At 43.4% G+C, this 6,250-nt stretch carries 4 protein-coding genes and 1 pseudogene; 4 read left to right on the top strand and 1 reads right to left on the bottom strand.

Annotation, left to right across the window (positions count from 1 at the left end; translation table 11 throughout):
* Positions 1-118 precede the first annotated feature (118 nt).
* The 3 genes from GHO03_RS23320 to GHO03_RS23310 all read left to right on the top strand — a co-directional run bounded on the left by GHO03_RS23320 (position 119) and on the right by GHO03_RS23310 (position 3,592).
* Positions 119-499 (top strand): hypothetical protein, encoded by a 381-nt coding sequence (locus GHO03_RS23320; RefSeq protein WP_153400608.1) that lies wholly within the window; start codon positions 119-121, stop codon positions 497-499.
* Between the two features lie 220 nt (positions 500-719).
* Entirely contained in the window at positions 720-1,295 is a 576-nt protein-coding gene (locus tag GHO03_RS23315) for a site-specific integrase (RefSeq protein ID WP_153400607.1), read from the top strand.
* Positions 1,296-1,753: 458 nt separating this feature from the next.
* Positions 1,754-3,592, top strand: coding sequence for a hypothetical protein (locus GHO03_RS23310; protein ID WP_153400606.1), 1,839 nt, complete (start codon positions 1,754-1,756; stop codon positions 3,590-3,592).
* Between the two features lie 58 nt (positions 3,593-3,650).
* Here GHO03_RS23310 and GHO03_RS23305 read toward each other — a convergent pair whose 3' ends face one another.
* On the bottom strand, positions 3,651-5,279 hold the full coding sequence (locus GHO03_RS23305; protein WP_153400605.1) for a methyl-accepting chemotaxis protein: 1,629 nt from the start codon (positions 5,277-5,279) through the stop codon (positions 3,651-3,653).
* 442 nt (positions 5,280-5,721) lie between these two features.
* On the opposite strand from GHO03_RS23305, the pseudogene GHO03_RS25670 reads away from it, so the two are divergent.
* Positions 5,722-6,210 (top strand): annotated as a pseudogene (locus tag GHO03_RS25670) (replication initiation protein).
* Positions 6,211-6,250 lie beyond the last annotated feature (40 nt).

Here is a 6,250-nt window from a genome sequence, read left to right as displayed (position 1 = left end):
TGGCTCATGACGCACTCGGGGCAGGTGGTGAGGCTGTATTTCAGCATACTTGGAGACTTGTTCGGAGTTTCCTTAGACGAACTCGGTTCTTTTATCATCGACGTAATGCTCCAATGCCATGGATGGCAAAGCCCAGAACGCCAAGGTTGATCTTTACAAGCAAAAACCTTTCCTCGAATACCAACTTTTCAAAGAGAAATGGTACGCGTTGGGTGAAAATATCCCACTCGAACGTAAGGTCGAGCGAATCAATGATTACACCCACCTACAAAAAACCGTCGAGCATTATGAGATAACCGCAGGGCATGCCATTAGCGTCAGCAATATCGACGAAATCCGCTCCATTCTCGACAACCCAAGTAACTACAAAATCAAATCCCCTATCACAACTAACAGAATAGCCTCATTTGAAGCCTATCAGACCAAGACCAAGGGCATTATTCAAAAGACAGTAGATACGCAGGCTAATCGCTTGAAAATGATGGGGGGCGTGGCTTGAGGCAGAGCAACGCGACCTCAACCACGAAAGCATTGCCAGCTATCTCGATACCCTCGACCTATCCATTAAGACCAAAAAACAATACCTATTCGCAGGGTCAAGTTTTTGGAAGTGGGCCGTTAAACACGACGAAAATTTCAAAAAACTGCACCGCGACCAGCAATCCCCCTTTGAAAAGCACGATTTCCCAGTCAACCGCAGCAAAAGGAACGATGGATCAATGGAAAGAAAGGCATTCACACCAGAAGACGTTACAAAGCTCTATGACGCAGCAAAAGCCACCAAAAACCGCGAAACCCTTACAGATCTCATCCTTTTAGGTGCTTACACCGGAGCACGTATTGAAGAGCTTTGCCAACTTCAAGCCCAAGATATCGTGACCGAAGAAGGGATTAAATGCTTCTACTTCTACGATGGAAAGACTGCCGCCAGCGAGCGACACACCCCGATACATCCGGCGATACAGGACACCGTAGAAAGGTTGATCCGTAATTCAAAAGACGATTTCTTGATTGAGTCACCTGCAGGAAATAAATACGGCAACCGCTCAGACGCTCTCAGTAAGCAATTCGGGCGATTAAAGACCAGCCTCAACTATAATAGCCAGTTTGTATTCCACAGCTTCCGCAAGACCGTTATCACGCAATTACAACGTGCAGACGTGCCGGGAATACTCATTGCCTCAATCGTCGGACATGAAACAGGAACGGTCACGTTTGATGTATACAGTGCAGGGCCAAGCCCGAAGCAAAAACACGATGCGATATCAAAACTAAAATACGAGATAAAATCTTAAAATCGCAAGCGTTACACGTTAAAATCCAGAACAACAATTAAATACTCCTAAGCTCTTACCCACCAGAAGAGCTTTTGACGTTCCGTTTCCCTCGCATAATGCACTCCCCTGCACACGCCTCATGTGTACGCACACGCACACCCGCGTCTTTAGTTATCAATATATAGATATCAAATATATTAGATAACAATAATAAAGACTACTATTCCGCACGCACGCACACCCAACCAACCACCCCATACAAAACCAAACCTACACCATCATGCTTGATATACATTTTTTATGTGGTTAAATATTTGTATATGGTTCAAGTTTTAAAAGAAGCCCTTAAAAGCATACCTGCTATGTTAACCATCCCACTTTTGCTACGCAAAAGATGTGACGGTTAACGCAGGTGCCTAGTCGGCAGGACAGAAGCAAAAGCCAAGAGCAAAAACCAACCCACCACTGAGGATAAAATGAATGATACCAATTTGCAGATAATTACGCTGACTAAAAGAGACAGAAACTATTCAAACCTGAATGGGCTGGATAGCTCGTTGAAACACTCGCTTAGGCTGGACCAAAACGAGTATGACGACTTTGAATTCAACCCCAACCCACCGCACCCCAATATAGCCATTATTGGTGGCGTTGAACAGGTATTAACAAGGGAACTGGCAGAGCAATTGCTGGCCGACTTCAACGACCAACTACAAACCAAACTCAAAGCAACAGAAGCGACTGACGAGATAGCAGCAGAAAAAGAAAAGCTCCGAAAACTAAAATCAAAGCTGGTGAAATTCATCAACGCAACCGAACCCACCCAAATAAAAGAATACGTCACATCGGTAATGGAGGGAGAAAGGCCGTTGGTAGTCGGAGACTACGCCGCCCTACTCAATCAACACAAAATCAGCCGTGTAGCTCAGCGTATCGACCTTCTAGAGAACTACACCACCAAGAAGCGAGAGATCGAGCAAAACGCACCAAATCGAACCGTATCAAGGACGGTCAACAGGGTTAAAGAGATCATCCTTGTAATCCCTGAACCCAACCAATTGGCAATAACTAAGGCTTACACTGACCTACTGCAGAAAGCACTGCACCAGTTCTACCAGAAGAATTTTCCCAACAATGACATTCTATTTTCATTCAGTCACTTGGATGAAACGACAAACCACGTCCACGCCTTCCTTGACCTTCAAAATACTAAAACTGGGAAATATGATTTTTCAGCTCAGGAGTTTGAGTTCGCATCGCAATATTACGCGAAGAATAAGGCTCGCCTTGATAATATATCCGAACCGCCAACATTAGAAGACTTCAAACTTCCCAACCGTAGCGAAGAAAAGCAAAACCATAGGTTTATCCGAGAACGCGAGTCATGGAAGTCAAAAGTAATGCAGGCGGCCTTTTACGAGCACTTTAACAGCTTAGCCGCTCCATATGGCTTACAAGCCAAATTCCTACCTAAAACCAAGGATAACAAAGAATTCCTAAGCAAGATTGAGCAGGAGGCCAAGAAGCCCAAGAGCGAGCGAAGCCATAACTATTACACCAGACAAGTAGAGAAACTTGAGCAGGAGCTTACACAGAAGAAAGAAGAGCTGACCGAGCAAAAAACGAATGTCGTCACGCTTAACACCACGATAAGCGAGCTTCAAAATACTGTTTCAACATACCAGAATAAAATCCAAAACTTAGAGATGCACGCCACAGAGCAGCAAAAAGAAAATGCGAAGCTCGACCACCATAGGCAAATACTGTCCGAGGACATAACCGAGAAGACGAACAAAACCGAACAGCTAAAGATAAATTTCAAATCCACCAAAGAAAAAATGACCAAAGAACTACGCGAGCTAAGGAAGAAAATAGAAGAGGATACCGAAAGAAAATCAGTATTAGAAAAAGCGATTAAGGTCTACGAGGAAGAGCTTGAACCATTAATCAAAAAATTTGACATTCTGGTTGATCGAATACTTGAAGCCAAAAGGCTTGATGAAAATCCAGAGCAATTCTATAAGAGATTAAGAGAAAACACATATAAAATGGCAAGCCGCTTGGGTTCAGAGAAACGAAAGGATTACCTATTTAACGTTGGGGAACAACTAAAAGAACAAGGATTAGACCATGCCAAAGTGGAGTTAGGATTTACAGATAAAGTGAAACTTTTGGCATCCGACACGTTCACAAGAAAACAAGTTGTTGAGTTTGACAAGGAGGAAGCCCTGCAGGCGAAAGAAGCCAGAAAGAGAAGACTGCTAAAACTCAAGCCACCAAGCCCATTTCAAGACCCTTATGACCCATATAGCTAACTCATAAAAAAAGCCCCTAAAAGGGGCTTATAAATAATTTGCGAGCGTCATCTTGCTTTTAAAGCCTAAATTTTGAAACCATAGAATGCAAATCTACCGCAAGACGCGAAAGCTCTTGACTAGCCGCATTGGTTTGGTTAGCCCCCGCAGACGTTTGCATTGACAAATCCCTAATATTAACCAAATTTCTGTCAACTTCACGGGCAACCTGTGCCTGCTCTTCCGAAGCACTGGCAATAACCAAGTTTTTCTGGTTGATTGAGGTAATTGCTTCACTAATTACCTCAAGAGCATCATTAGCTTCCCGAGCAACCACTAACGTGCCATTAGCACGGTCTTGGCTCTCATTCATAGCATCAACTGCACGGCCTGTACCTGATTGAATACCTTCAATCATTTGTTCTATTTCAGCTGTCGATTGTTGGGTTCTATGAGCCAACGCACGTACCTCATCCGCTACAACAGCAAAGCCACGACCAGCATCGCCAGCCCTAGCAGCTTCGATGGCAGCATTAAGTGCCAGCAAGTTTGTTTGCTCAGCAATTGAGCGAATTACTACCAGTACTTGACTAATTTCACCGGCACTCTGTGCCAAAATTTTAACTTCAGACGAAGTATCAGAGATATTACCAACGAGTTTATTAATGGACTCCAAAGTCTGACTAACCTTTTCACGGCCTTGATAGGTGCTTTTATCAGCAGCTTTAGAATCATCGGCAGTATTTACAGCGTTACGAGCCACTTCCTCAACCGCCGCTGTCATCTCATTTACCGCTGTAGCGGCTTGGTCGATTTCTGCACTTTGCTGGTTGAGTCCTCGATTAGTATCCTCCGTCACCGCATGTAACTCTTCAGAAGCAGAAGCCAGCATATTTGATGATTCGGAGATTCTTTTAATCGTATCATGCAAGCTAATCTGCATTTTTTTCAATGCAATTAGCAGGTGTGCAGGCTCGTCAGAACCATTTATCTTGATTCGTTGAGTTAAATCACCATCGGCAATTCTATCTGCAACTACCACCGCTTCAGCCAAAGGAGAAACGATACTCCGAGTAAGAATCACCGCGATTACAATCATCAGTATCAAAATAATAATCAACGCGACAACAATCATGAAAACAGCAGCATTAAATACTTTATTTGTTTGATCAGCAGCATAAACAGCACCTTTCTCATTAAACTTAATCAACTGATTTAAAAAAACCATCATTTGATCAGCATCATCAGCCAAAGGTCCATTTGCCATCTTAATTTCGTCAGCCCTTTCAGGTGAAGACAAAACTCCTTCTAAAATCTGACGCTGAACAGAAAGGTACTTTTCGTATGAGGTTTTAAATTTCTCGAAAATCTGACGATCCTCAGAGTCATCTATTTCCTTTTCATAACCTTTCAAGCTCATAGCAACATCTTGGTTTATACTTCTAACCAGATCAACGGTAGTATTTAGTTCGGATTTCTCCTCCAAAATCAACGTTCGTAAAGTCAGTGCTCTGGCTCGCCCTAAACTACTCCCAACCTCTCCCACAGCCTCGACTGCTGGCAACCACTCATTACGAATTTCGGCAGCTGCATCGTCCATTTGGTATGCTTGGAATAAAGCGATCCCTCCCATAACCAAAACGAGTAATGCGATAATTGTGAACCCAATACCGGCTCGACTACCAATGTTCATACTTCTAATATTCATCGACCGCTCCTAAACCCAAGACGTAATAAATCAGTACTTGCTGTATCGGCAAAAAAAATAATTTCTTGAATGAAAAAGCTCATATCTTTCAGTCTAATTGATAGGCAGCATTGATTTTCAACACAAACCACAGTACAAACTCACCACTTACAGGCGGTAGTGTAATTTCCATTTCCCTTTGCCTGCATCGTGCAGGCTTTTTTATGCCAATAAAAAACCCGCGACTAAGCGGGTTTTTTACCATCTAAGTTTGACAAACTTCGAAAGTGTGGCAACTTGAAAGGAGCAGAAAAATAAAACCACCCGGTAAGGTGGCTAAGGATACTACAATAAAATTTTAAAAAACTTTAATCAACACACTCATTTAATCATCAAAAAGTTTATTGTCAAGTCATCTTTCAAGGTTTTCTTTTTCTAAACAACCAATTAGAAGAGGAAAACAATGGGATGTATAAAGCTATTTGAGGACTACTTACCAAAGAGACCTTATCACACCGATGATTTAATCAGCGGTTTAAAAATCAACAAAAAAGAAAAAGCAAAACTTGCACGACTTATACAGCCGAACGGCCCAACGCATAGATATTGGATGGTTTTCGATCTGGACAAGACCAACGCGGGGCTGTACTGAGATGACGTAGGAGCACCAGCCCCTAACCTAATCGCTCGAAATCCGGCCAATGGGCACGCCCATTTGCTCTACCTGCTACAAACCCCTATCCGAACTGCAATCGACGCCAAAACAGCCCCTTTACGCTACGCTGCGGCCATCGAAGCGGCATTGTGTAACCTACTGGGAGCAGACCGAGGCTATTCCGGCTTGATCTGCAAGAACCCGATCAACTCCCATTGGATCGTTACCGAGTGGCAGGCCGATCCATACACGTTGGACGACTTAGGGAAACTCCGAACAAGTCTCCAAGTATGCTGAAATACAGCCTCACCACCTGCCCCGAGTGCGTCATGAGCCA

Source organism: Pseudomonas sp. FSL R10-1339 (assembly GCF_009600545.1).
In the GTDB taxonomy this organism is placed as follows: domain Bacteria; phylum Pseudomonadota; class Gammaproteobacteria; order Pseudomonadales; family Pseudomonadaceae; genus Aquipseudomonas; species Aquipseudomonas bubulae.
This window is presented reverse-complemented; position numbering and strand designations above follow the sequence as displayed.

What these genes read in the sequence shown, in the direction of transcription:
- GHO03_RS23315 (WP_153400607.1), top strand. Translation starts at nt 720, where the DNA reads ATGGAAAGAAAGGCATTCACACCAGAAGACGTTACAAAGCTCTATGAC.
- GHO03_RS23320 (WP_153400608.1), top strand. Translation starts at nt 119, where the DNA reads ATGGATGGCAAAGCCCAGAACGCCAAGGTTGATCTTTACAAGCAAAAA.
- GHO03_RS23310 (WP_153400606.1), top strand. Translation starts at nt 1,754, where the DNA reads ATGAATGATACCAATTTGCAGATAATTACGCTGACTAAAAGAGACAGA.
- GHO03_RS23305 (WP_153400605.1), bottom strand. Translation starts at nt 5,279, where the DNA reads ATGAATATTAGAAGTATGAACATTGGTAGTCGAGCCGGTATTGGGTTC.